The sequence below is a fragment of the Pseudarthrobacter sp. 902506025 genome (assembly GCF_040702325.1).
Lineage (GTDB): Bacteria > Actinomycetota > Actinomycetes > Actinomycetales > Micrococcaceae > Arthrobacter.
Genome location: NZ_JBFBKW010000011.1, coordinates 129,363 through 151,744, shown reverse-complemented (window position 1 = coordinate 151,744; position 22,382 = coordinate 129,363). Strand labels below are relative to the sequence as shown.

The following is a 22,382-nucleotide window of genomic DNA, read 5'->3' as shown; positions in this document are numbered from 1 at the left end:
GTCAAGGTGACTATAACTAAGCGAAAGAATACCCGGGGGCGGTCGAGGGTGACGGAAGGCGGTGGATCGGGTGTACTACAGTTCGGCGAACGTTTCCGAGCGGCAGGCCGCGCCGCCGTCGCTGGCCATCTCCACGGTGATCTTCGCGCTGCGGCCCAGCGAGTCCTCAGGCCGGCCAACTTTGTGGCTTCCCCTCGTGCGCCGCATCCGGGAACCCTTCAAGGGGCTGTGGGCGCTGCCGGGCGGACCCCTCAGCCACGACGAGTCCCTCCAAAGCGCCGCCGCCAGGAACCTGCAGGAGACCACGGGCCTGGCGCCCCGCTACCTGGAGCAGCTGTACGCCTTCGGCGGCCTGCACCGCTCGCCCACCCAGCGCGTGGTCTCCATCGTCTACTGGGCCCTGGTCCAGCCCACGGAGGCAGCGCTCGCGGACGAATCCGAAAACGTGAAGTGGTTCCGGGCCGACCGCCTGGGTGACCTTGCCTTCGACCACAACGCCATCGTGGACTACGCCCTCTGGCGCCTCCGCAACAAGCTGGCCTACGGCTCGGTGGCCTACCACCTGCTGGGCGAGTACTTCACCCTGGCCCAGGTCCGCGAAGTCTACGAAGCCGTTTTGGACCGCCAGCTGGACCCGGCCAACTTCCGCCGCCAACTCAAATCGACCCCGGAAATCGAAGAAACCGGGGAATACCTCCAGGGCGGGAAGCACCGCCCGCCCCGCCTCTACCGCTACACCGGCCGGCCAGGCCTTGACCCAGACAACAGGAGCACACCATGAGCAGCGTCAACACGGCAATCCAGCTGATCACGCGCGAACAGGCCGAGAAGGGCGCGGCCGCTAAAGGCAGCACCTGCAGCCCGGCGCTGGCCAAGGGCCCGTGGGACTACGACCTGGCCGAGGCACTGGCGGGCGTTCCCGCCTATGGCCCGGGTGCGTCAAGTGCCGATCCTGCTCCTGCCGGCACCCCGCGCCAGGGCCAGCTGCCCGAGGAGTACAAGCGGGCCAGCGACGCCGAACTCGGCGAGCGGATCAGGGCCGCCAAGGCCGCCTTGGGGGAGCGGGCCGTCATCCTGGGCCACTTCTACCAGCGGGACGAGGTCATCCAGTACGCCGACTTCGTGGGTGATTCCTTCCAGCTCGCCAACGCCGCGCTGACCAGGCCGGAGGCGGAAGCCATCATCTTCTGCGGCGTCCACTTCATGGCCGAAACCGCGGACATCCTCTCTACCCTCGACCAGGCTGTCATCCTGCCCAACCTGGCCGCCGGATGCTCCATGGCCGACATGGCGGACGCGGATTCCGTGGAGGAGTGCTGGGAACAGCTCGCGGAGATCTTCGGCGCCGAGCCCGACGCCGAGGGCCGGGTCCCGGTCATTCCCGTGACCTACATGAACTCCTCCGCAGCCCTGAAGGCGTTCTGCGGTGAACACGGCGGCATCGTCTGCACCTCCTCGAATGCAAAGACGGTCTTGGAGTGGGCTTTCCAGCGGGGCCAGCGGGTCCTGTTCTTCCCCGACCAGCACCTGGGCCGCAACACGGCCAAGGCCCTGGGGGTGCCCCTGGACCAGATGCCCATGTGGAACCCCCGCAAGGACCTGGGCGGCAACGACGAACAGGCGCTCCTTGACTCCCGCGTGATCCTCTGGCACGGGTTCTGCTCCGTCCACAAGCGCTTCAGCGTGGCCCAGATCGACAAGGCCCGGGCGGACTTCCCCGGTGTCCAGGTCATCGTGCACCCGGAATGCCCCATGGAGGTGGTGGACGCCGCGGATTCCGCCGGCTCCACGGACTTCATCAAGAAGGCCATCGCCGCCGCCACCGAGCCCACCACGTTCGCCATCGGCACCGAAATCAATATGGTCAACCGGCTGGCCGCAGAGTACCCGCAGCACACCATCTTCTGCCTGGACCCGGTGATCTGCCCGTGCTCCACCATGTACCGGATCCACCCCGGCTACCTCGCCTGGGTACTGGAGGAACTGGTGGCCGGCCGCGTGGTCAACCGCATCACCGTGGACCACAACGTGCAGGCCAACGCCAGGACGGCGCTCGAGCGCATGCTCGCCGCGAGGCCGTGATGACGCGCCGCCTGGCCGTCGTCGGAAGCGGCATCGCAGGGCTCTACGCCGCACTGCTTGCCTCCGATGCCGGCGCGGACGTGGTGCTGCTGACCAAGGGCGCGCTGGACCACAGCAACACCTGGTACGCGCAGGGCGGCATTTCGGCCGTTCTCGCCGAACCTGCACCTGGGGACACCGTTGCCGCGCACATCGCCGACACCCTGCGCGCCGGGGCCGGGCACTGCAACGAGGCCGCAGTCCGGCTGATGTGCACGGAGGCGCGGCGGGACATTGCCGGCCTCCAGCGCTACGGTGTTGCCTTCGATGCGGGCCACGCCGGGGCGGTGACGGCCGGGGCCACGCACGACGGCGGCCCGGCCCTTGGGCTCGAAGCAGCCCACAGTGCCCCGCGGATCCTGCATGCAGGAGGAGACGCCACAGGTGCACGCGTCGCCGGGGCGCTGATCCAGGCCGTCCTGTCGCGGCGGGATGACGGGAAGCTCACCATCCTCACGCACGCCCAGGCCACCGCCCTGGTGACCCGGGACGGGCAGGTGGCAGGAGTCCACTACCTCCAGGACGGCCGGCCCGCGGACCTGGATGCGGATGCCGTCCTGCTTGCCTCGGGGGGAGCAGGACAACTGTTTGCCCAAACCACCAACCCCGCTGTTGCCACCGCCGACGGACTGGCGCTCGCCGTCCGCGCCGGAGCGGCAGTGGCAGACCTCGAGTTCTTCCAGTTCCACCCCACCTGCCTGGTCAGCTCCGCCACGGCGCACCCGGCCCGGCTGGACGGGCCACTGCTGATCTCCGAAGCCGTCCGCGGCGAAGGAGCCATCCTGCTGGACTCCGGCGGACGCCGCTTCATGCAGGCCTACCACCCCGATGCCGAACTGGCGCCCCGCGACGTCGTATCCCGCAGCATCGCCCTCCACCTGGCCAAGCTGGGCGATCCCAACGGCCACGTCTACCTCGACGCCCGGGGTGTCGAGCAGGCCAAGGGCGCGGGCTTCCTCCGGCAAAGGTTCCCCACCCTCACCCGCAAAACCCTCGACGCCGGCATCGACTGGACCCGCGAACTGGTTCCCGTCGCTCCCGCAGCCCACTACTGGATGGGCGGCGTCACCACCGACCTCTCCGCCCGCACCACCGTTCCGGGCCTTTACGCCGCCGGGGAGGTCGCGTGCACCGGCGTCCAAGGGGCAAACCGGCTGGCCAGCAACTCCCTCCTCGAGGGACTCGTCTTCGGCCGCCGCGCTGTTGAAGACTTTCTGGAGGGCAGCTCCGCAGGTCCCTCGGCGCCTGCGCTCGCGCCTCGCACCGGCGAACGCCTCGCAAGCTCGGCGGCCGATGCGGACGCTCACGCGACAACGGCGCTTTCGGGACCTCCGAAACTGCCGCACGATTCCGCACCCCTGCCGCGAAACGCGAGTACGCACGTCACCGTCCTTGCTGGTTTTGAAGGTGCGGGCGGGTCTGGGCCGTTTTCCCGGGAGGCTCTACGCCGCCTCATGACCTCGCACGCCGGAGTGCTGCGCTCCGGGCAATTGTTGGCCGAGGCCGGCCGGACGCTTGAGTCCTGGGCCGCCGTCGTCCGTCCTGATGCCGTTGAGTCCGCTGCTGACCCTGTTGCCTGCGAGAACCGGAACCTCCTGCTGGCCGCGCAGCTGCTGGTGGGCGCTGCCCTCAAACGCTGTGAATCACTGGGGGCGCATTATCGCAGCGACGAACCCGTCGAAACTGACAACCCGACTTCCCTCCGCCCGAAAGCGAGCCTGCTCCATGACTGAACCCGCCGTGATCGACCAGGCCGTGTTTCGGCGCCCACCGCTGGACCTTACCCTTCCGTCGGCCCCCGTCAGGGACATCCTGGAGCGGGCCTTCGCCGAGGACGCACCCTCCGGCGACATCACCTCGCAGCTGCTCATCCCCGCCGGTGCCCGCGCCACCGCCGTCCTGAACGCCCGCGTGCCGGGCGTCCTTAGCGGAGCCACCGTCTTCCGCGACGCCATGGAGCTGGTGGACCCCGCCACGCAGGTGGAGTTGCTGGTGGCGGACGGGGAATCGTTCGACGCCGGAATGCACCTTGCGCGGGTCACCGGCAGTGCCCGCTCGGTGCTGCTGGCAGAACGCGTGGCGCTCAACCTTGTCCAGCGGATGTCCGCCATCGCCACGAAGACCGCCGAATTCGTGCGGCTCGCCGAGGGCACCCGGGCCCGCATCACCGATACGCGCAAGACCACCCCCGGCCTGCGCATCCTGGAACGGTTCGCGGTCCGTTGCGGCGGCGGTGCAAACCACCGGTACAGCCTCTCCGACGCCGTGCTGGCCAAGGACAACCACCTTGCCGTGATGACCGGCGGGGACCCGGCCAAGCTCACGGCCCTCCTCCTGGCCGCCAAGGCACAGCTGGGACACACTACCCACTTCGAAGTCGAGGTGGACCGCATGGAACAAATCGAACCCGTGCTGGCCGCTGGCGTGGACACCATCATGCTGGACAACTTCAGCATCGAAGAGCTCACAGCCGGGGTTGCCCTCGTGGCCGGACGTGCCCGGGTGGAGGCCAGCGGCAACGTGAACACCGGCACGGTCGCGGCCATCGCGGCCACTGGTGTGGATGTCATCTCCGTTGGCGCACTCACCCACTCCGTGGCCGCGCTGGACCTGGGCCTCGACGTCGAACTGGCCGCCGGGTGAGGCTGCCGTGATCTTCCTTGACGCCGCCGCCACCACCCCGGTCCGCCGTGAGGTGCTGGACGCCATGTGGCCCTACCTCACCGGTGGATTCGGGAACCCCTCCAGCCACCACACCCTGGGCGAGGCGGCGGCCGCGGCTCTCGCGCAGGCGCGGAGGGCCGTGGCGGATGTCCTTGGCTGCCGGCAAGGCGACGTGGTGTTCACCTCGGGTGGAACCGAAGCGGACAACCTGGCGGTAAAAGGCATTGCCCTGGCCCGGCAGGCGGCAAACCCGCTGCTGGACCGGGTGGTGATCAGCGCCGTCGAACACCCCGCCGTGGAGGAATCCGCCCGCTACCTGGAGCGCTTCCACGGCTTTACCGTCGACGTGGTCCCGGTGGATTCAACCGGCCGCGTCACGCCCGAAGCACTTGCCCGGGTGCTGCGCCCGGAAACCGCGCTGGTGAGCATCATGTACGCCAACAACGAGGTGGGAACCATCCAACCCATCGCCGGGCTGGCGGAACTGGCCCGCGCCCAGGGCATCCCGTTCCACACCGACGCCGTCCAGGCCGCCGGCTGGCTGCCGCTCGACACCCGCCCGCTGGGCGTGGATGCGATGAGCATCTCGGGGCACAAGCTGGGCGCACCCAAAGGCTGCGGAGTGCTGTTTGTCCGGAGCCGTACGCGCCTGGAACCGGTCATCCACGGCGGCGGCCAGGAGCGGGGCCGCCGGTCCGGAACGGAAAATGTTGCCGGCGCGGTGGGGCTCGCCGCCGCCCTCACGCTTGCCCGGGACCGGCAGGCAGGGGAGCAGGCAAGGGTTGCAGCGCTGCGGGACCGGTTCATTGCAGCCGTCCTGGCAGGCGTGCCGGATGCCGTCCTCACCGGGCATCCGTCCGAGCGGCTGCCATCAGTGGCGTCGTTTTGCTTCCCCGGTACCAGCGGCGAGTCGGTGCTCCTCGAGCTGGAACGCCGCGGCGTGGTCTGCTCCAGCGGCTCGGCATGCGCCGCGGGCTCGGACGCGCCGTCGGCCGTGCTCACCGCCATGGGTATTCCGGCAGAGGTGGCCCAGACGGCGGTCCGCTTCAGCTTCGACGCCGCGGTGACGCAGGAGGACCTCGACGCTGCCGCGGCTGCCGTCCAGGCGGCCGTCGCCGGGGTCAGGAACCTGGGAGCGGGCCAGGGCCGGTAGCCCCCGGACGACCCTAGCGGTGGCGCGCGCGGCGGAAAATCCAGTGCCGCAGCATGCTGAAGCGCACGGCGGTGGCCAGGAAGCCGGAAAGCGTGGTGGCCACCAGTTCGTCACCCACGGTGGCGTCCGGGTTGAACCAGTGCAGCACGCCCAGGCTGCTGCCGGTGATCACCAAGGCCACGGCAATCACCACCAGGCCGTTGAGGTGGTCGCGGGTTCGGCGTTGCTGGCCGGCAATCTTGAAGGTCAGCCGCCGGTTCAGGGCCGTGTTCAGCAGCGATGTGAGGACCAGCGCCACGGCGTTGGCCAACTGGGCGCCCAGCCACGGCCGCAGCAGCGCGTAAAGCCCCAGGGACGCCGCGGTGCAAATAACCCCGACGCCGGAAAAACGCAGCAGCTGCCGGATGACCGGAAAGCGCAGGACACCACGGTAGTGCCTGGTGGCGGGAAAGCGCCGGGTAGCGGTCTCCGTGGCGGCGGGTGCGGACAGGCCCTCCCTCACGCGGCGTTACCGGGGACGGCCGGCATCAGTACAGCTCGCCCACGGGAATTTCCACTGCCAGCCGGTTTGATGGCCCGGGCAGCGGGCAGGCCCACGCCTCGTTGTAGGCGCAGGAGGGGTTGTAGGCGAAGTTGAAGTCCAGCACAAAGGTGGCGCCGGGACCCGTGCCGCTGACCCCGTGGAACGCGCCCTTGATGGTGTCCAGCAGGTAGCGGCCGGCCCCATAGGTTCCACCCGGCTGGCCGGCCGTGGCGTCGCGGAACGGAACAAAGATGCCGCCGCCGTACCCATGGATCTTCCACACCCCCAGCTGGCCCATTTCCGGCAGGTCGAACGTTCCCAGCCGGACGAAGTTGACCACGCCGTCGGTTCCCGTGTCCACGCTCATCTCCCGGCCTGCACCTTCCTTGGTGAGCGGGACATGGAAGCGGTAGATGGGATCGTAGTCAGCAGTCTTGAGGCCGGAAAAGCGCGCCTTGTCCGCCGCTGTCAGGGCGGAGGCCGGGTGCGTTGCGAACATCAGGTCCCGCTGGTGGCGCCAGTACGAGTGCGCCTCGGACGGGCTTTCGGCGGAGATCCGGCGGACATTGTCGTAGAGCGCAAACGTCCGCAGCCGCCAGTCGGCAATGTCCAGGGCGGAAATGTCCGCGGGATTCTCTTCGGCTGCGCCGTGCTGCTCTTCCGACATAGCCTCCAGCCTAGTCCCAGGCCGGGGTGGTAAACGTCCGACGGCGACACGCCGGTCCGGGTGCCCGGCCTGCGGCTGGGCGGGGGCCGGTTGGGAGGAGCCGTGGGCGGAGGTGCGGGATGCAGGAAACACCGCCGCGGCAGGCGGGAGAGGGGGATGGGTCCCGTTAGGCTGGGCCTCATGACAGGCGCGCCAGTAAAGGCTGTTCTTTCCGGTATTTCCCTCGTCGCCGGCGCGGTTCTGCTGGCAGCGTGTTCCGCGCCGCAGGCGGCCGGCCCCGGATGGACCGCGCAGCCGGACCCTTCAGCGCCAGCGGCGTCCGGAACGGCCTCTCAGGCCGACGGGGCGGGCGCCGGCGCCACGGCAGCGGCGCCGGCCGGCAGTGCAACAGCATCAGCACCGGCCTCCGGCGAACCCCAGGCGGTGCCCACCGCAACGTCCTGGAAGACGTTCTCCGATCCCGCAAAGACGGTCAGCTTCGATTTGCCGGCGGACTGGATCGCCCAGTCCGTGGCGCCGGAGGAAGACGTCCTTCCCGGCGGACTCAAGATTGACGTGAAGAAGCCCGACGGAACCTTCATGGCTTCGCTCAGGACGGGACTGCCGCCGTCGTCCGTTGACTGCCCGGACAGCGCGCAGCGCCCGTACACGGTGATCAGCAGCGTACCGTTCGACCTTGCCGCGCAGGGTGGGGAGGGAACCATCCCGCCACGCATGGTCTACCGGGTGATCCAGGGTTACCGCTACTTCGGTTCCTACGGCATCACCAACCTGGTGGGAGGAACCGACGGGAAGGCGTGCGAGCTGCGCAACGTGGTGCGTGGTCCGGCCGGGAAGGGGGACTACTCGTTTGGGGACCTGGTGGCCCTCAAGGCCTTCGCGCCGGACGAAAAGGTGGCCCCGGCGAAGGCGTTCGACACGCTGGACCAGGCGGCCCAGTACGTCAACGGGAGCCCTGACTTCGCCAACGTGCAGCGGATGCTAATGTCGCTGAAGGTCAAAAACTAGTCCCGCTGCCCGCGCCCACCAGGTGCCGGTGCGCCCGACTTGCCTTCCACCCCCAACACCCCCGGAGATTCATGGAACGCTCTGTTTCCGCACGCCTGGCCTTCAAGACAATCGCCAACACCAAGGTGGCCATGGCCATTGCCGTGGCGAGGAACAGCGGCTACTCATCCTTTGACGAATCCCTGTCCGTGACGGCCGGGGGTGCGGAGGTTCCCCTGACGGAAATTTCGGACCACCACGGCGGCCGGTTCCACTACATGGAGTTCGCCGAGCCTGCCGAAGTCACGGTGGAATACTCGGCCACGGTGACCGGCCGCGCCGTGCCCGAGGAGGCGTGCCTGGCCGACCGCATCCGCTACGTGCGTCCCAGCCGGTATGCCGAGTCGGACCGGCTGCTGCCGACCGCCTACGCGGAATTCGGCGGGGTCCACGGGGCCGACCTGGTGCATGCGGTCCGGGAGTGGGTCAATGGCGAACTTCGGTACATCAGCGGCTCCTCCCGTGGCACGGATGGCGCGGTGGAGACGCTCCTGAGCAGGCGGGGCGTCTGCCGGGACTTCGCGCACCTGGCCATTGCCCTGCTGCGGTCCAAGGACATCCCCGCCCGCCTCACGGCTGTTTACGCCCCCGGCTTGAATCCCATGGATTTCCACGCCGTGGCCGAAGCCTATGTGGAGGGTGCCTGGCACGTCATCGACCCCACGGGGCTTGCCCCGCGGGAGTCGATGCTGCGCATCACTGCGGGCCGGGATTCGTCCGACACGGCCTTCCTTTCCACGGTGGGCGGCAGCCTGGTGTTGAACCAGCTGCGCGTGACCGCCGTGGTGGACGGGGACCTGCCGGCAGAGGACCCCGCCCGGCTGGTGCAGCTGGGCTAGCGCTTCCCCAGCGAGTTCCGCAGCTTGTCGGTAAGGCGCATGAGTTCCTTCTGCTCAGCGGCCGTCAGTGCAGGCCCCACCAGGGCCGAGATGTCCCGCACGTGCTCGCGGCCGATCTCCTTCTGCAGTTCCCGGCCCTCGTCCGTCAGCTTGAGCAGCACGCCGCGGCCGTCCTCCGGCGCCGGCATCCGGGCCACCAGTCCCCGCTTTTCGAGCCGCTCCACCAGCCGGCTGAGGCTGGACTGGCTCAACAGGACGTTGTCGTTGAGCTCGTTGAGCCGCAGCCAGCCGGACGGGCAGCGGGAGAGCGTGAACAGGACGTCGTATTCGTTCACCGCAAGCTTCCGGAACGCCGGTCCGGACTGCAGCTTCCGCATGACAGCCACCTGCGCCCGGAACAGCGATTCCCAGGTTTCCGCCGCCAGCCGCACCGGCGATTCCGATCCCCCCGCAGCCATTACGCCACCGGGGTGGCTTTGCCGGCGTCCTGTGACGCCAGCAGGGCGGCCACGCGGCCTGCGTGGGTGGGCGGTTCCGGAACGTGCGCGGGCTTCAGTGCCGCGTACTCCTTGCGGAGGACCGGCAGCACTTCCTCACCGAACAGGTCCAGCTGCTCCAGGACGGTCTTCAGCGGCAGGCCGGCGTGGTCAATCAGGAACAGCTGCCGCTGGTAGTCGCCGAAGTACTCGCGGAAGGCCAGGGTCTTTTCGATGACCTCCTGGGGGCTGCCCACGGTCAGCGGTGTCTGCGAGGTGAAGTCCTCCAGGGACGGGCCGTGGCCGTAGACGGGGGCGTTGTCGAAGTACGGGCGGAATTCCTTCACCGCATCCTGGGAGTTCTTGCGCATGAAGAACTGGCCGCCGAGTCCCACGATCGCCTGGTCCGCCTTGCCGTGGCCGTAGTGCTCGTACCGCTCCCGGTAGAGGCCGATCAGCTGCTGGTAGTGCTCCTTGGGCCAGAAAATGTTATTGGCGAAGAAACCGTCACCAAAGTAGGCGGCCACCTCGGCGATCTGCGGCGTGCGGATGGAACCGTGCCACACGAAGGGGGCCACGCCGTCGAGCGGGCGGGGGGTGGAGGTGAAGTTCTGTAGCGGGGTGCGGAACTTGCCGGACCAGTTCACCGTGTCCTCGTCCCACAGCTTGCGCAGGAGGCTGTAGTTCTCGATGGCAAGTTCCACGCCGTCCTGGATGTTCTTGCCGAACCACGGGTAGACCGGCGCGGTGTTGCCGCGGCCCAGGACCAGGTCGGCGCGGCCGTCGGACAAGTGCTGAAGCATGGCGAAGTCCTCGGCGATCTTCACCGGGTCATTGGTGGTGATCAGCGTGGTGGCCGTGGAGAGAATGATGCGTTCGGTCTGGGCCGCGATGTACGCCAGGGTGGTGGTGGGGGAGGAGGAAAAGAAAGGCCGGTTGTGGTGCTCGCCGATGGCGTAGACATCCATGCCGATTTCCTCGACCTTTTTGGCAATGGCCACCGAGGCTTTGATGCGCTCGTGTTCGGTGGGGGTGTGGCCCGTGGTGGGGTCCGTGGTGATGTCGCTGACGCTGAATACACCGATCTGCATGACGTGCCTTTCCGTTCCTGGACTTGCTGGCTTGGTTCCAGTGTAGACCAATTTAGATGCATTTGCATCTATTGCCTTCTGTAACACCATGTCCCGCGGATTATTCCCGGGTCCTGCTTCCGTGCCATGCCCTGGAACGCAGCGATGCCCGCACCAGGATCTGGTACGGGCATCGCTGCAGCGTTGGGCCTTATCCGGCGCCGGGCGCTGCCCGGCGGCCGCTGACTTTGGGGACCTGGCCGGTGGTCCAATCCCTGAATTCGGCGTCGATGTCCGAACCGGGCCCGGGTTCCGGGCGGGCCTGCAGGTCCCGCAGCAGCGCCTTCTTCTCGCGCCGGCCTTCCACCAGGCGGTAGAGCACCGGAACCAGGATCAGGGTCAGCGCCGTGGAGGACACCAGGCCGCCGATGACCACCACCGCCAGCGGCTGGGAAATGAATCCGCCGCCGCCCGTGAGGCCCAGGGCCATGGGGGTCAGGGCAAAGACCGTGGCAAGTGCCGTCATGAGGATGGGCCGGAGCCGCTGCCGGGCGCCGTTCGTGATGGCGTCCGCCACGTTCATGCCCGGCCGGCCGTCGCGTGGTTGCCTGTACTGGTTGATCAGGTCGATCAGCACGATGGCGTTGGTGACGACGATGCCCACGAGCATCAGCATGCCGATGAGCGACGGCAGGCCCAGCGGCACGCCCGTGAGCAGCAGCAGGGCCACGGCACCGGTGGCCGCGAACGGAACCGAGACCAGAAGGATCAGCGGCTGGATAAGTGACTTGAAGGTGGCCACCATGATCACGTACACGATGGCGATGGCTGCCAGCAGGGCCAGGCCCAGTTGCCGGAAGGACTCTGCCTGCTGGGTGGTGGCGCCACCGATGGTGGCGGTGACTCCCGGCGGCAGCTGGACGTCGGCCAGGCGCTTTTGGACTTCGGTGTTCACTGCGCCGAGGTTGGAGGCCGACGGCGTGATGGACACCTTGGCGGTGCGCTCACCGTTGCTGGCAGTGATGAAGACGGGGACGTCCACCTGCTCCACGGCCGCGATGCTTCCTAGCGTCACCGGCCGCCCGCCCGCCGGAAGCGGGATGTTGCGGACGGCATCGATGCTGGTGAACTTGGTGCCCTGGCCGATCCGGACGGGGAAGTCGTTGGTGTCGATCCGGACCGTGCCGGCCGGGATGGGGCTGATGGTGGAGGCCAGGACGCCGGCCACCTGTTCCTCGTTCAGGCCGGCGGCCGCGGCTTTGGCCCGGTCCACCTTGACCTGCACCACGGGGTTGCTGGCAGCAAGGTTGCTGGCCACCTCGCTGGTCCCGGGGACGCCCGTCATGGCGGCCACCATGGTGTCGCTGGCCGACTGCAGGTCGGCGCTGGTGGCAGCCTTCAGCGTGATGTCGACGGTGGACGAGGTGCCGAACCCGCCCTGCTGGGTGCCTACGGAGATCTTTCCGGCATCGGGGACCTTCGCAAGCTCCGAGCGCACAGTGTCCTGGAGCCGTTCCTGGTTGGCCTTTTCGTCGGTCACCACCGTGAACGTCGAGTTGGAGGAGCCGGTGGAGGTCAGTGCGGCGAAGCCTGCCTGGGCGTTGCCGGACGTGACCTGGACATCCTTGATGCCGTCGATGCCGCGGAGGACCCCTTCGAGGCGGATGGCGGCGGCACTGGTGTCGGCCAGGCTGGTTCCGGCCGGCAGTACCTGGCGCACGGTCAGGCTGTTTTGCCCGGAATTTCCCAGGAGGTTGGTGGCCAGCAGCGGGGTCATGGCACCGGTGGCTCCGAGCACCAGGACAGCCGCCACCAGGGTGATGACGGGGTGCTTCTGCGTGGACCGGAGGATGGGCAGGTAGCCGCGCTGCAGCCGGCTGCGCTGCTCGGCGTCGTGGGCCCTTGCCTTGGCCTCATCGGCAATGCGCCGCGCCTCGGGGGAGCCTGCGGCCGCGCCGGCGGGGCCGCTCTTGGGGTTCTTCAGGAACCAGTAGGCCAGCACCGGAACGATGGTCAGGGATACCAGCAGCGACGCCAGCAGGGCCATGGTGACTGTCAGGGCGAACGGCCGGAACAGTTCACCGGCCAGTTCACCGACAAACGCGATGGGCAGGAACACCGCCACCGTGGTCAGGGTGGAGGCGGTGATGGCGCCGGCCACCTCCCTGATGGCGGTGAGGATCGCCGTCGACTTTTCCTCGCCGTAGCTGAGGTGCCGCTTGATGTTTTCGATGACCACGATCGAGTCGTCCACGACCCGCCCGATCGCGATGGTGAGGGCGCCCAGCGTCAGGATGTTCAGTGAGTAGCCGGTGGCTGACAGGCCGATGAACGTGATCAGCAGGGACAGCGGAATGGAGACGGCCGTGACCAGCGTGGACCGGGCAGACATAAGGAAGAGCAGGATGACGGCGACGGCGAATCCCAGCCCCAGCAGGCCTTCCGTGGTGAGGTCCTTGATGGACTTTTCGATGAACGGCGCCTGGTCGAAGACGGGGGTGAACTTGGCGTTCGAACCCAGTTCCGTCTCGAGTTCATTCAGGGAGTCCCGCACCGCGTGGGAGATCGCCACCGTGTCACCCTCGGGTTTCTTGGTCACGGAGACGGCCAGCGTCTCGGCGCCGTTGGTGCGGGTGATGGAGGTGCGCTCGTCGTCCTTGAGGGAAACATCGGCCACCGAGCCGATGGTCGCCGCGTTCTTGGCGCCGGAAAGGGGCAGGGCCTTGATGGCATCGAGGGAATCGACGGGGCTGCCGATCTGCAGCGAGAGAGTCTTGCCCTGGTCCTCGAGTGTTCCGGCAGGGATCAGTGCGCCGTTGTTGGACAGGGCGTCGCGGATGGCCGTGACGCCTGCCCCCGCCGCTGCCATGGCGTCGGTGCGGGGGAGGATCTCGATGTGCTGGGAGGCGCCGCCCGTGACGTCGGCGCTGCGGACGCCGTCGATCTTCTGCAGCCTGGGCACGCTGAGGCGTTGGAGGTCCGAGTTCAGTTCACTGAGTGGCTTGTCCGAGGAGACGGCGAGGAAAACAATCGGGAAGTCGCTGATGCTTCCGGCGATGGCCTGCGGCTGGACGTCGCTGGGCAGCGTCCGCTTGGCATTGGAAATGGCCCGGTCGATCTGGTTCCGGGCCCGGTCCAGGTTCGATCCGTAGGTGAACACCATGGTGATCTGGGAGACGCCGGTCCGCGACGTGGAGGAGGTGGATTCCAGCCCCTCCACGCCGTTCAGCGCCTTTTCCAGCGGACCGCTGACCTGCTTGTCCACCACTTCGGGCGACGCACCCGGCATGGAGGTGAGCACTGTGATCTGCGGGAACTCAATCGAGGGAATGAGTTCCTGCTTCAGCGACGACATGGTGATCACGCCGAAGACCGAGGCGAAGACGGTGATCAGCGCGATCAGGGCCCGGTTCGCCAGGGAAAGGTGCGCCAACCGGAACATGGGTGGTCTCCTGGGGGTCTAAGTGACTGGTACAAGCCCTGGGGGTGCCAGCCGCTGGCCCCGGCAGGGTCAGTGGCTGGCGGAAACACTCTCCAGCTGGAGGGACGCGGCCGTTGCCCGTTCCAGCTCCGCGGCAAGGTCAGGATTCTCATCCAGCTTCACCCCGTAGCCGGGCATCATGTCCTTGAGCTTGGACTGCCAGCCCTTGAAGTTCTTGGGGAACGTCTTCTGGAGCAGCTCGATCATGATGGGGACAGCGGTCGACGCCCCCGGCGAAGCGCCCAGGAGCGCACCGATGGAGCCGTCACGGCCGGCAATCACTTCAGTACCGAACTGGAGGATGCCGCCCTTTTGCGGGTCTTTCTTGATGATCTGTACACGCTGGCCGGCGGTGATGAGTTCCCAGTCCCCGCCCTTTGCCTCGGGGTAGTACTCGCGCAGCGCCTCGACCTTCTGGTCATGGCGCTTGACCACTTCCTTGACCAGGTAGGCCGTGAGGTCCATGTTGTCCTTGGCCACGGCCAGCATCGGAATGATGTTGCCGGGGCGGATGGACAAGGGCAGGTCCAGGTAGGAGCCGTTCTTCAGGAAGTTGGTGGAGAAGCCTGCGTACGGGCCGAACAGGAGCGAACGCTTCCCGTTGACGTAGCGGGTGTCCAGGTGCGGAACGGACATCGGCGGCGCGCCCACGGAGGCCTGGCCGTAGACCTTGGCGCTGTGCTGGGCGGCGATGGTTTCGTCCGTGCAGCGGAAGAACTGGCCGGAGACCGGGAATCCGCCATAGCCCTTGCTTTCCGGGATGCCGGAGGCCTGGAGTAGGTGCAGGGCACCGCCGCCGGCGCCGACGAAGACGAACTTGGCGTGGATCTTGCCGTGTTCCCCTGACCGGGGGTGCTTCAGCGTCAGGTCCCAGCCGCCGTCGGAGGCGCGGGAGATCCCGGTGACATCGTGGCCGTAGTTGATTTCGACGCCGTTGTTCCCCAGGTAGCTGGTCAGCTCGCGGGTGAGTGCGCCGAAGTCCACATCGGTGCCCTCGGCGGCGCGGGTGGCGGCAATATGCTGCTGGGGGTCGCGGCCCTTGACGATCAGCGGTGCCCACTTGGCGATCTGGGCGTGGTCCTCGGAGTACTCCATGCTCCGGAACAGGGGGTGCGGCTTCAGTGCCTCGTACCGGGTCTTCAGGAACCTGGTGTGGTCTTCGCCGATCACGAAGCTCATGTGCGGGACGGTGTTGATGAAGCCCTTGGGGGAACCGATGAGGTTGTTGTCCACCAGGTGGGACCAGAACTGGCGGGAGAGCTGGAACTGTTCGTTGATGAGCAGTGCCTTGTTCGGGCTGACGGAGCCGTCTTTGGCTGCGGGCGAGTAGTTGAGTTCGCAAAGGGCGGCGTGGCCCGTTCCTGCGTTGTTCCAGGGGTCCGAGCTTTCGAGGCCAGGCTGGTCCAGCCGCTCAAACAGGGAAATGGTCCAGTCCGGCTCCAGCTGCTTGAGGAATGCCCCCAGCGTGGCGCTCATGATGCCGCCGCCTATCAGGACAACGTCGGCGTGTGGGGTCTTGGAAATGAAGGTCACGATCAGTCTCCGATTGCAGCGGCTCTGGCTGTCACAGAATATCCCCGCGCGGCCCGCATACTGAAATTGGCCCGGGCCGTCAAGGCTTTAGCTGGACCTTCGTGAAAACTTCGTTTAAGACCGGTGAAGCCGGGTAGCTGAGCACGCGGTCTGACAGGGCAAGTGCGGAGATGGGGAAGGCGATGGGAACCGCCGGTACCGTCGCGGCGATCTGGGCGTTGATGGTGTGATAAAGCTCATCCCGCTCTTTCCCGTCAGGGAGCCCCCGTGCACGGTTGATCTTTGAGAAGACCTGGGGATCCTGGTAACCGAACTCGCCGTTCTTCTCCCCGAAGAGGGGGCCCACGAAGTTGTCGGCGTCGGAGTAGGAGCCGTTCCAGCCAAGGATGTGGAGGGCATGGTCGCCGGCCGACTGGACCTTCTGCAGGTAGCCGTCCGACCAGTCAACCGGCACGGGCCGGATGTTGAAGCCGACGGCGGTGAGCTGGCGGCTGAGCTCGGCATAGACCTTTTCAGGGGTGGGTAGGTACGGCCGGGTGACGTTCAAGGGGTAGTAGAACTTCAGTTCCTCGCCCGCGTAGCCGCCCTCTTTGAGGTAGTCCTTGGCCTTGGCCGGATCGTGTCCAAGTTCCGGCGCGTCATTGTTGAAGCCGCTGATCTTGGGCGGGACAAACTGCGTGGCCTTGGCGGTGTTGTCGATAAAGAACTTCCGGATCAACGTTTCCTTGTCGATCGCAAGCTCCACCGCCTGCCGGATCTTCTGGTTCTGGAGTATCGGGATGTCCTGGTTAATGCCCACGTACATCACGGAGAACGGGTCGCGCTGCACGATCTGTTTGCCTCGCTTGACCAACTGGTCGAAGTTTCCCACGGTGACGGCGTCGTAGCCGTCGATCGTGCCGTCCAGCAGCGCCTGGAGGCGGGTCTGGGGGTGGTTGTAGGCCAGGAAGTTGATGGTGGCGATCTGGCCGCGGTCGCCCCAGTAGGTCTTGTTGCTGGCGAGGGTGACGTTGGCGGTGCCCCAGGCGGCAAGCGTGAAGGGCCCGGTGCCGACCGGATTCGTGGCGAAGGCCGACATGGCCTGGCCGCCCCGGTTCTGGTCCAGGACGTCCGCTTTACCCGAGGCCAGGGCGGCCGGGGATGCGATCGCGAAGGCCGGGAGGGTCAGTGCCTGGAGGAAGGCAGTGAATCGCTGGGTGAGGTCGATCTGTACCGTGTCCGGTGCCACCGCGGTGCAGCTCTTGAAAATCGAAAGCCCGGGCTCGTCGGAGTGGGCCTTGAACACGCCCTTGAAGGAGCTGCCGGGAGCCTGCTTCCGCAGCTCGGCAGGGAAGGTAAACCAGCGGTTGAAGTTGGCGCAGACGGCGTCGGCGTTAAACGGGGTGCCGTCCTGGAAGGTGACCCCGGTGCGGAGCTTGAAAGTGTAGGTCCGGCCCTCGTTGGACTCGTTCCATTCGGTTGCCAGCAGCGGCGTGGGTTTGCCGGTGGTCTGGTCCACGCCCACCAGGCCTTCGAGGATCTGGCGGGTGATGCGCTGGGATTCCACGTCGTTGGACAGGGCCGGGTCCAGGCCCAGGGGCTGGGCCGCGGTGCCGAAATTGAAGGTGGCCTGGGGCTCGGCCGGAGGGGAACTGGGCGTGCCGGACGTGGGGGAGGGGGACGGCATGCCCGTGCACGACGTCACGCCCAGCGCCATGAGGACGGCGCCGGCCTTGATGACCGTCCGCCGCGATGTACTGCTGGGCACTCGTTTATCACCTCTGGATGCTGCCGGCTCCGCCGCTTGCGGGCCGGGACCAGTCTAGAGGACGGGGCTTGCGGCCGGCCCCAGGCTGGCACATGACGCGCCAGGGCCGGGTCCGCCGGTCTATTGGCGGACCCGGCCCTGGGTTGGGGGGGCGGAGAGAGGTCCTACTTGGGCATGAGGACCGAGTCGATCAGGTAGACCGTCGCGTTCTTGGTCTTGACGCCGCCGCAGACCACGTTGGCGTTGTCCACCTTGAGGTTGTCGCCGCTGCCGGTCACCGTGACGGAGCCGCCCTCAACCGTGGCGTGCGTGCCGGCGATCTTGTCCGGGGTGATCTGGCCAGGGACTACGTGGTAGGTGAGGATCTTGCTCAGCAGCGCATCGTCCGTCTTCAGCGTTTCGATGGTGGCGGGGTCGATCTTCTTGAAGGCGTCGTCCACCGGTGCGAACACGGTGAACTCGCCACCGTTGAGCGTGTCCACCAGGTCAACCTTGGGGTTCAGCTTGCCGGAAACTGCCGCGGTAAGCGTGGTCAGGATGGGGTTGTTGGAGGCTGCGACGGCGACCGGGTCAAGGGCCATGCCCTCCACGGAACCCGCACCGGTGGGAACCTGCTTGGCGTAGGCGGCGCAGCCGGGGCCAATTAGGTTTGCTGCCGGGTCCATGGTGCCCGCCGAGGAGCTGGCCATTGCGCTTGAGGACGGGGACGCCATGCTGGAGCTGGGCGCCGATGACATCGGCGCGGAGGAGGCCGAGGAGCCGGAGGTGCTGCCGGAACCGCCGCACGCGGTGAGGCTGAGCAGAGCAGCTGCTGCAACGCCTGCGACGGTGAAAGTGGTGCGCTTGAAGGTCTGCATTGTGGTTCTCCTTGGATCGATTGCTGCCGACTGCGGACTGTGTGTTCGTGGTGTGCAGCCTGCCTGGGGGGGTGGGCACCTGCCCGTGGCTGGTGTCTCAATGGCTATTCGGCCGGTGGGCAGCAATGGATGGGTGGATCTTTGGAGTTTTTCGATTCGGGGCACTAACCAGCCGGCAGGGCCGCCGGGCGTTTAACGCAGGAATCCCCCGGCCGGAGCCGGGGGATTTCCAGTGTGCGCAAGGGGGGACTTGAACCCCCACGCCCGAAGGCACAGGAACCTAAATCCTGCGTGTCTGCCAATTTCACCACTCGCGCGCGGCTTCCTGACGGGAACGCCAAGCGTTCGACGCCGGATGCCAGAGTCCATTGTAGCGTTGCGCCGGGCGGTGTCCGCGGCAGGCCCCGGCGGGGTCAGGCGTCCAGGTTCAGGTCCCGCCGAAGCTTGGCCACGTGGCCCGTGGCCCGGACGTTGTACTGGGCCAGTGCCACCTTGCCGTCCGGGTCCACCACGATGGTGGACCGGATCAGGCCTTCGTACGTCTTGCCGTAGTTCTTCTTTTCGCCCCAGGCGCCGTAGGCCCCGGCCACGGCGTGGTCGGCATCCGAAAGCAGCGGGAAGGTCAAGGACTCTTTGTCCGCGAATTTTGCCAGCTTCTCCACGGGGTCGGGGGAGATCCCCAGGACGTCGTAGCCGGCGGCCTGCAGGGAGGCAAGGCTGTCCCGGAAGTCGCACGCCTCCTTGGTGCAGCCCGGAGTGGAGGCTGCCGGGTAGAAGTAGACGATGGTGGAGCGGCCGGGCCGGGGAGCCAGGCTGACGTCCTTGCCGGTGGAATCCTGCAGGGTGAAAGCCGGTGCCTTGTCGCCGGTAACGAGTCTTTCAGCCATTGTTTTTCTCCTTGTTGCGGGCGGGACACAACAGCCTAGTAAGCAGGTGGGACGAGTGCTAATCGGCATTTGGCTATACTGGCTGCTATGCCTGATATGGATCACTGGCCCACAGGGCGCCTTCTGTCCACTGCTGCGCGACTCGTTGAGCACTCCTGGAACGAAAAACTCGGCGCCATCGGCCTCACCCATGCCGGTGTTATCGCCATCGAGGTCCTTGCCGCGCAAGGGCCCATGACCCAGGCCCAGCTTGCCCAGTACGTCCGCGTGCAGGCCCAGACCATGGGCAAGACCCTCAGCCGCCTTGAGTCCCACGGCCACATTGCCCGGGTGCGCAGCACCTCGGACCGCAGGAGCCACGTCGTGTCGCTGACCGAGCAGGGCAAGGAAGCCGTTGCCCAGGCCGTGGAGATGGAGCGATCCGTCCTGGCATCGGCGTCAATCGATCCTGAGCTGCTCCGCCAGGAACTCAAAGCTGTGGTCCGGGAGCTGGCCAGCCAGTTCTCCACGACGCCCAGCAACGCCGGAGCCCTGATGGACAACGTCGCCAAGTAACCGTTGACGCTGCAGGCAGCGTCAGGAAAGCGCGGCCCTGGTTTGGAAAAACCAGGGCCGCGCTTTTTTGTGCCCGGCCACCATCGATTGCTCCGTACTTGCCGTTTTGAGCCCTGATAAAGACAAGTACGGAGCAATCGATGATGGGGGCACATAACAAAACAGCCCCCGGTCTGTGTTTCCACAAACCGGAGGCTGTTTTCCCAGTGGTGCACCCCCCGGGACTTGAACCCGGAACCCATTGATTAAGAGTCAATTGCTCTGCCAATTGAGCTAGAGGTGCATCTTTTTTGCTTCCATCCCCGGGCTTTTTCTTTCCCGTTGATCTCCGCAACGACATGAAACTCTACACGAACTTTTGGTGCAAGTGAAATCGGCGCTCCCGTGGGTTCCTGATTCACTGTGGGAGCCGCAAAATCAGCGCAAAATCAGGGTTTTTGCCGTTCGTGAGCATCCATAAGCTGCCGTTGGGTGCCCGGATGACGTCCCGGATCCGGCCGTATTGACCTGTGAAATAGGCCACAGGTTGCCCGGTGTCTGTTCCCTTGAGCGGCACGGTCCAGAGCCGTTCGCCCCTGAGCGCACCCAGGTAGGCGGTACCGCCGGATATTTCCAGCCCGCTGGGGGAGGACTCACGGGTGGAGGGCCAGACGACTTTTGCGTCCTCGAAGCCGGCGCGGTGCGGTGCCCCGGTGACGTCCGGCCAGCCGTAATTGGCGCCGGGCAGGATCAGGTTCAGCTCATCGTCCACGTCCGGTCCGAACTCGCTGGCCCACAGCCGGCCTGCTTCGTCCCACGCCAGGCCCTGGACGTTCCGGTGGCCAAGGCTGTAGACGGCGTTCCCGAACGGGTTGCCGGGCGCGGGGACGCCGTCCGGAGTGAGCCGAAGGATCTTCCCGCCCAGGGCGGCGGGGTCCTGGGCCTGCTCGCGGCGCTGGGCGTCGCCGGTGCCCACATACAGGAACCCGTCCGGGCCGAACCGGATCCTGCCTCCGTTGTGGGTGCCGGCTTTGGGTATTCCCGTAAAGACGGCCTGCGGCCGGCCCAGCGTCAGTGAACCATCAGCGCCGCGTTCGACGGTAACCCGGACCACCCGGTTGTCCTCTCTGGTGGTCGTGTAGGCATAGAGGGAGTGGTCAGCCTCAAAATGCGGCGAAAGCGCCAGGCCCAGCAGGCCTCCTTCTCCTGCGGGCGCCACGTCGGGCACCTTCCCCAGTGTTGTGGCGGCGCCGTCCCGAACAGCCTTCAGCAGGGCGGTCCCGCGCTCGGAAATGATGGCGGTCCCGTCGGGGAGGAAGACCGCCGCCCAGGGCGTGTCCAGCTGCAGCTCCAACCGTTCCTGCACAGCGGGTGGGGCGGGGACCGGGGCTGTGCCGGCGGATTCGGTGGCCGGGGGAGCGGAGCTGGCGACGGCGGCTCCCGGCGGGGTGCCCGCGGCGGCTGGGTTTGTGCTTGGTGCAGGCGGCCCCGGTGTGCCCGTGCAGGCGGCCAGCACCAGGAACAGGGCAAGGCGCGGAAGGCCCGCCGCAATGCGGCGGGCCTTCCTCCTGCTAGAGCCGTCTGCGCCGTGGAGCGCGGAAGCCTGCGGCCTCCGCATGCGCGGCAGATTCGAACCAGACTTCCGCCCGGGTCTGCTCATAGTCCGGATGTCCTTCTTCGTAGTAGACCATTGCGGCGGCATCGCCCTTGACCGTGTAGTCCGCCGGTCCGCTGCCGTCGGGGCCGGGTGCAGCCGAGCCCGCGCCGTAGGGCTCATCGGCTGCAAGGTGTCCGGCAGGCTCGGCGGCAGTGGTGCCATGGCCGGGTGTGGATCCCTGCGGGAATCCCTGAACAGCGTCCTGTCCCTGGCCGGACGGCTGGTGGTGGTCCGCGCCGTTTTCCACCAGTGCGGAGGACTGGGCGCGCTCCAGCGTTTCGGCATCGCCGGCGTCGCCGAGGCTGCCGCCGGAGACCGGCGCGGGCTCGTGCTGGTCTGCTGCGCCGTAGCCGTTTGTCAGGTGCTGGGGCGCCTGCCCGCGGGCTGCCGTGCCGCCGTCGTCCACGCCCTCCACTGCGGCTGTTTCGGCGCCGGGAAGCGTGGGGGCATGGGGGGCCGTGTATTCGTCGTGGTGGACGGGGCGGGTCGCCGCTGCGGCTGCCTGTCCGGACGGTGCATCCGTACTGGTCCCTGGGTGGGGCGCGACCTCTGGGGCGGCTGCCGCCCCACCGGCAACCGAGGAGCCGGACCGGGAGCCGGAGCCGGCCTCGGACCACTGGGTTTCCCATTCGGCCTGGTCTGCATGCAGGTCCTGCGACCGTGGTTCGACGTGTCCGGTGGCGCTGGCGGGCAACCCGGCGCCGGAAGCGCCGTGGCCTGCCTCGCCGAATGCCTCACTGGACGCGGGAGTGGAGGCACCGGCCGCCGGCGAGGCCGTGGCGGACGAGTCGGCTGGCTCTTCGGCCGTGGCGGGCGTTGCCGGTTCTGCGGCTTTTCCGAATCCGGCTGCTGTTGGAATGCCGGTGGTCCCGGCGGCCGCGGCCGACGCGGCGGCGCTGCCCCCTTCGAGGGCTCCATCGGCGCGGGGCCGATCAGTCGTCGCGCCGGCTGATGAGCCACCCGGCGCGTTGGCAGACTTGTTGCGGTTGACCAGCCACCAAATGATGACGGCGACGACGACTATGAGGATGATCCAGAAAACAATGTCCATGGCAGGCCCTTCTCTACGGGTGGCGGGTGTCCTGTCCCGACGCTACGTCGGGTCACCACTGCTGTCCAGAGATGC

At 67.3% G+C, this 22,382-nt stretch carries 19 protein-coding genes and 2 tRNA genes; 8 read left to right on the top strand and 13 right to left on the bottom strand.

The window, feature by feature from the left end:
• The first annotated feature begins 70 nt into the window (after positions 1 to 70).
• Genes AB0280_RS18240 through AB0280_RS18220 form a run of 5 tightly spaced genes read left to right on the top strand, consistent with a single transcriptional unit; the run spans position 71 to position 5,938 of the window.
• Complete coding sequence (locus AB0280_RS18240; RefSeq protein WP_159631683.1) at positions 71 to 781, top strand: NUDIX hydrolase; 711 nt, start codon at positions 71 to 73, stop codon at positions 779 to 781.
• Complete coding sequence (gene nadA / locus AB0280_RS18235) at positions 778 to 2,082, top strand: quinolinate synthase NadA (RefSeq protein WP_224026446.1); 1,305 nt, start codon at positions 778 to 780, stop codon at positions 2,080 to 2,082. The genes AB0280_RS18240 and nadA overlap by 4 nt, the downstream gene beginning before the upstream one ends.
• The gene (locus tag AB0280_RS18230) at positions 2,082 to 3,854 is read left to right on the top strand and encodes an L-aspartate oxidase (protein ID WP_224026445.1); all 1,773 of its coding nucleotides are present in this window, start codon (positions 2,082 to 2,084) and stop codon (positions 3,852 to 3,854) included. Before nadA ends, AB0280_RS18230 begins: the two co-directional genes overlap by 1 nt.
• Entirely contained in the window at positions 3,847 to 4,764 is a 918-nt protein-coding gene (gene nadC / locus AB0280_RS18225) for a carboxylating nicotinate-nucleotide diphosphorylase (protein ID WP_224026444.1), read from the top strand. Before AB0280_RS18230 ends, nadC begins: the two co-directional genes overlap by 8 nt.
• A 7-nt stretch (positions 4,765 to 4,771) precedes the next feature.
• Complete coding sequence (locus AB0280_RS18220) at positions 4,772 to 5,938, top strand: cysteine desulfurase family protein (protein ID WP_224027170.1); 1,167 nt, start codon at positions 4,772 to 4,774, stop codon at positions 5,936 to 5,938.
• A 13-nt stretch (positions 5,939 to 5,951) separates the two neighbouring features.
• Here AB0280_RS18220 and AB0280_RS18215 read toward each other — a convergent pair whose 3' ends face one another.
• Positions 5,952 to 6,440, bottom strand: a complete 489-nt coding sequence (locus AB0280_RS18215) for a GtrA family protein (protein WP_159631687.1) — start codon at positions 6,438 to 6,440, stop codon at positions 5,952 to 5,954.
• A 25-nt stretch (positions 6,441 to 6,465) separates the two neighbouring features.
• Positions 6,466 to 7,128 carry a DUF1684 domain-containing protein gene (locus AB0280_RS18210; protein WP_224026443.1) on the bottom strand — a complete coding sequence of 221 codons (663 nt, stop codon included), beginning with the start codon at positions 7,126 to 7,128 and terminating at the stop codon, positions 6,466 to 6,468.
• A 180-nt stretch (positions 7,129 to 7,308) separates the two neighbouring features.
• Here AB0280_RS18210 and AB0280_RS18205 point away from each other — a divergent pair, with 180 nt between their 5' ends.
• Entirely contained in the window at positions 7,309 to 8,136 is an 828-nt protein-coding gene (locus tag AB0280_RS18205) for a hypothetical protein (RefSeq protein ID WP_366368225.1), read from the top strand.
• Between the two features lie 71 nt (positions 8,137 to 8,207).
• Positions 8,208 to 9,014, top strand: coding sequence for a transglutaminase-like domain-containing protein (locus AB0280_RS18200; protein ID WP_224026441.1), 807 nt, complete (start codon positions 8,208 to 8,210; stop codon positions 9,012 to 9,014).
• Here the strand turns inward: AB0280_RS18200 and AB0280_RS18195 are convergent.
• The 8 genes from AB0280_RS18195 to bcp all read right to left on the bottom strand — a co-directional run bounded on the left by AB0280_RS18195 (position 9,011) and on the right by bcp (position 19,065).
• Positions 9,011 to 9,472: a MarR family winged helix-turn-helix transcriptional regulator gene (locus AB0280_RS18195; protein ID WP_224026440.1), complete on the bottom strand. Its 462-nt coding sequence runs from the start codon at positions 9,470 to 9,472 to the stop codon at positions 9,011 to 9,013. The two genes, AB0280_RS18200 and AB0280_RS18195, sit on opposite strands and share 4 nt — an antisense overlap.
• Positions 9,472 to 10,581: an LLM class flavin-dependent oxidoreductase gene (locus AB0280_RS18190; protein ID WP_366368223.1), complete on the bottom strand. Its 1,110-nt coding sequence runs from the start codon at positions 10,579 to 10,581 to the stop codon at positions 9,472 to 9,474. Before AB0280_RS18190 ends, AB0280_RS18195 begins: the two co-directional genes overlap by 1 nt.
• Before the next feature lie 190 nt (positions 10,582 to 10,771).
• Entirely contained in the window at positions 10,772 to 14,002 is a 3,231-nt protein-coding gene (locus AB0280_RS18185) for an efflux RND transporter permease subunit (RefSeq protein ID WP_366368221.1), read from the bottom strand.
• A 69-nt stretch (positions 14,003 to 14,071) separates the two neighbouring features.
• Positions 14,072 to 15,574, bottom strand: a complete 1,503-nt coding sequence (locus AB0280_RS18180) for a malate:quinone oxidoreductase (RefSeq protein WP_366368219.1) — start codon at positions 15,572 to 15,574, stop codon at positions 14,072 to 14,074.
• Between the two features lie 79 nt (positions 15,575 to 15,653).
• On the bottom strand, positions 15,654 to 17,321 hold the full coding sequence (locus tag AB0280_RS18175; protein WP_366368218.1) for an ABC transporter substrate-binding protein: 1,668 nt from the start codon (positions 17,319 to 17,321) through the stop codon (positions 15,654 to 15,656).
• 164 nt (positions 17,322 to 17,485) lie between these two features.
• Positions 17,486 to 18,178: a fasciclin domain-containing protein gene (locus AB0280_RS18170; protein WP_366368216.1), complete on the bottom strand. Its 693-nt coding sequence runs from the start codon at positions 18,176 to 18,178 to the stop codon at positions 17,486 to 17,488.
• A gap of 235 nt (positions 18,179 to 18,413) precedes the next feature.
• Positions 18,414 to 18,495, bottom strand: a tRNA-Leu gene (locus tag AB0280_RS18165).
• Positions 18,496 to 18,591: 96 nt separating this feature from the next.
• The gene (gene bcp, locus AB0280_RS18160) at positions 18,592 to 19,065 is read right to left on the bottom strand and encodes a thioredoxin-dependent thiol peroxidase (protein ID WP_224026435.1); all 474 of its coding nucleotides are present in this window, start codon (positions 19,063 to 19,065) and stop codon (positions 18,592 to 18,594) included.
• A 96-nt stretch (positions 19,066 to 19,161) separates the two neighbouring features.
• Here bcp and AB0280_RS18155 point away from each other — a divergent pair, with 96 nt between their 5' ends.
• The gene (locus AB0280_RS18155) at positions 19,162 to 19,620 is read left to right on the top strand and encodes a MarR family winged helix-turn-helix transcriptional regulator (RefSeq protein WP_159635391.1); all 459 of its coding nucleotides are present in this window, start codon (positions 19,162 to 19,164) and stop codon (positions 19,618 to 19,620) included.
• A 207-nt stretch (positions 19,621 to 19,827) separates the two neighbouring features.
• Here the strand turns inward: AB0280_RS18155 and AB0280_RS18150 are convergent.
• The 3 genes from AB0280_RS18150 to AB0280_RS18140 all read right to left on the bottom strand — a co-directional run bounded on the left by AB0280_RS18150 (position 19,828) and on the right by AB0280_RS18140 (position 22,307).
• Positions 19,828 to 19,903: transfer RNA gene (locus AB0280_RS18150), tRNA-Lys, on the bottom strand.
• A 114-nt stretch (positions 19,904 to 20,017) separates the two neighbouring features.
• Positions 20,018 to 21,217 carry a PQQ-dependent sugar dehydrogenase gene (locus tag AB0280_RS18145; RefSeq protein WP_366368214.1) on the bottom strand — a complete coding sequence of 400 codons (1,200 nt, stop codon included), beginning with the start codon at positions 21,215 to 21,217 and terminating at the stop codon, positions 20,018 to 20,020.
• Complete coding sequence (locus AB0280_RS18140) at positions 21,171 to 22,307, bottom strand: hypothetical protein (RefSeq protein WP_366368212.1); 1,137 nt, start codon at positions 22,305 to 22,307, stop codon at positions 21,171 to 21,173. The genes AB0280_RS18145 and AB0280_RS18140 overlap by 47 nt, the downstream gene beginning before the upstream one ends.
• Between the last annotated feature and the right edge of the window lie 75 nt (positions 22,308 to 22,382).